The 2,835-nt window shown below is 68.8% G+C and carries 2 protein-coding genes and 1 riboswitch; of the genes, one reads left to right on the top strand and one right to left on the bottom strand.

The features are described 5' to 3' along the window. Positions 1-735 precede the first annotated feature (735 nt). Complete coding sequence (locus tag AB0E94_RS52625) at positions 736-1,350, top strand: HNH endonuclease family protein (RefSeq protein ID WP_360344462.1); 615 nt, start codon at positions 736-738, stop codon at positions 1,348-1,350. 77 nt (positions 1,351-1,427) lie between these two features. Here the strand turns inward: AB0E94_RS52625 and AB0E94_RS52620 are convergent, their stop codons facing one another. After that, positions 1,428-2,024, bottom strand: a complete 597-nt coding sequence (locus AB0E94_RS52620) for a GNAT family protein (protein WP_360344459.1) — start codon at positions 2,022-2,024, stop codon at positions 1,428-1,430. 14 nt (positions 2,025-2,038) lie between these two features. Beyond that, positions 2,039-2,155, bottom strand: a riboswitch (SAM riboswitch). Positions 2,156-2,835: the final 680 nt, after the last annotated feature.

Here is a 2,835-nt window from a genome sequence, read left to right as displayed (position 1 = left end):
CGCAGCGCCGCCCTTCACCGCGCGCCGCGGCGCACCCGGCATCGCGCGACTCACCCGGCACTCCGCGACTCACTCGCCACCGCGCGACTCACCCGGCACTCCGCGACTCACCCGCCACCGCGCGACTCACCCGCCACCGCGCGACTCACCCGCCACCGCGCGACTCACCCGCCACCGCGCGACTCACCCGGCACTCCGCGACTCACTCGCCACCGCGCGACTCACCCAGAACTCCGCAACCCAGCCGCCCGCCGCCAGCTGCCCGCCGCCCGCCGCCCACCGCCAGCCGCCAGCCGCCAGCCGCCAGCCGCCAGCCGCCAGCCGATCTTGCACGAATGTGCACCCTCCGGCCGATCTTGCAGGTCTTTTCACGCCGGGGCGGGGCAATGCTTGCAAGGTCCGCGCCGCGAAGTGGTTCTTGCACGGTGATGCATCCCAGGGCCGGAAGGATCTTGCAAGATCGCCGCCGCCGGGGAGAACCGTGCAAGATCTGCGGGGCCGCGAGGCGGGCGTTTCGGTCTTGAGGGGGCTGGGTGCCGCGGGGAGAACCACGGTGCCGTTCATAGCTCGTACAAAGATTAAGGTTTTGTTTCCGAGGTGGGTTTGTTCTTTTTTGTTCGGACATAAGAAATTCATGAACGTCATCATCCGGTGACGTCCGGCTCCCGTAGATCTGTGTAGTCCGAATCGGACGACACAAAGGAGCCGATCATGCCCCTCTCCCCCCGTCCCGTGATGGCCGTAGTCACGGCCGCATTGATCACTCTCGGTCTGCTGGCGTCCCCGGCCCAGGCCGCCCCCACCGGGATCCCGTCGAAGTCGACGGCGCAGACCTATCTCAACGCGCTGACCGTCGCCGCCGAGGCGAACGCCAGCACCTACGACCGTGACCTGTTCCCGCACTGGATCACCATCTCCGGGACCTGCAACACCCGCGAGACGGTGCTGAAGCGGGACGGCACGAACGTGGTCGTCAGCTCGGCGTGCGCCGCCACCTCCGGCTCGTGGTACTCCCCCTACGACGGCGCCACCTGGACCGCGGCCTCCGATCTCGACATCGATCACGTGGTTCCGCTGGCCGAGGCGTGGCGTTCCGGCGCCAGCGCCTGGACCACCAGCAAGCGGCAGAGCTTCGCCAACGACCTGACCCGCCCGCAGCTGATCGCGGTCACCGACAACGTGAACCAGTCCAAGAGCGACCAGGACCCGTCGACGTGGCAGCCGTCGGTCACCTCGTACCGGTGCACCTACGCCAAGATGTGGATCGCGGTGAAGTACTACTGGTCGCTGAACCTCCAGTCGGCCGAGAAGACCGCGCTCCAGACCATGCTCAACACCTGCTCCAGCTGATCACTTCCGGTCAGATGAAGTAGGACCTGATCTCCGGAACCCGGAGGGTGGCCGTCGCGCCGCCCTCCGGCGGAGGTTTACCGTGTTTCGGACAGCCGGTGTTCCAGGTAGGCGCGACATTCCGGCCATTCCTCGACCACCACCGAGAACAGGGCCGAGTCCCGCAGCCGCCCGTCCTCACCCGGCGCCCACGACCGCGACCAGTTCCGCAGCACGCCCTCGAACCGTGCCCCCACCCCGGCGATGGCGGCCCGCGACCGAGCGTTGCGGGCGTCGGTGCTCAGCCCGACCCGCTGTGCGCCCCACCCTTCGAAAGCGTGCTTGAACAGCAGATACTTGGCTTCCAGGTTGATCCCGGAGCCCTGCGCCGAAGCGGCCAGCCAGGTGAACCCGACATCGATCGCGGCAAGCGGCTCACCCCTCGGATCCCAGTAGGCGGTCACCCCGACGGCTCGCCCCGTCTGACGGCTGACCTGCGCATAAGGCGTGAGCCCGACTCGGGCGACCTGCTCGGCGATGTACCCGTCGACGGTCGCCGCGGTAGGCACCCACGTCCAGTCGTAGGACTCACGCGACTCCCCGGCAGCCACTGCCAGATCCGCGGCGTGCTCCGGCCCGAGCGGCTCAAGCCGGACAAAACGTCCATGCAGAACAGGCTGGTCCAAAACTGTCATGAGAGTCCCCTTGGGCTCGCGGCTTGCCCGGCGCACATCGCACCGAACCCGGTCATCACCCGGGGCACCCCGCCCACGAAGCGGAGGGTTGCCGGCCAGCAAGCCGGGGCTGAACGCTGGCACTCATGACCCGCGCGCAACATACCACCGCCGTCCCCCACCACCCGGTCCCCATCCCCACCCGCCACACCACCCGCACCCGCCCCACAGTTTTTAGGCGCGGGCAGCGCGGGCAGCGCGGGCAGCGCGGGCAGCGCGGGCAGCGCGGGCAGCGCGGGCAGCGCGGGCAGCGCGGGCAGCGGCGGACTGGTTCTGACCGCTGACTCTGCTGGCCAATTGAGGAACCCGCCTGCCTGCGGAACGTATCGGCGACTGTGCCGCCGACCTGCCAGCCGACGTCGGCCGTTGGGTCTTGATCGAGGTCCGATTTGCGCTGACTGAGGGCCTCGGGTCATGCTTCGCGATGGCGGTATGGACACGTTTGGGCTGTTAGCAGGGTTGACTCGGTTGATCATCAGGGTCCACGGAGACCCCCGCTGGAAGGATCCGGCTGAGGGCTTCCGGGATCAGGGTCTGGGCGTTGTCCTGGCGGCGCGGGCCGTGATCGGTCTTCGCCGGAACCCGCGCGGGACGGCATGGCTGCTTCCCGGCCTTCGTTGGTCAGCCAGCGGCACTCCATGGCTGCTTCCCGGGCTGCTCGAGCCGCCAGCGGCACCGCACGGCTGCTTCCGCGGCGTTTTAGTCCCTGTCGCCTCTGGCGAGGCGGCCCGTTCCGGGCTGAAAATCGGTGCTGGTCGCTCGCTGACGTCGT

The organism is Actinoplanes sp. NPDC026670, from assembly GCF_040638175.1.
Lineage (GTDB): Bacteria > Actinomycetota > Actinomycetes > Mycobacteriales > Micromonosporaceae > Actinoplanes.
The sequence above is the reverse complement of the archived record's forward strand: the minus strand, read 5'-3'. Positions and strand labels throughout refer to the sequence as shown.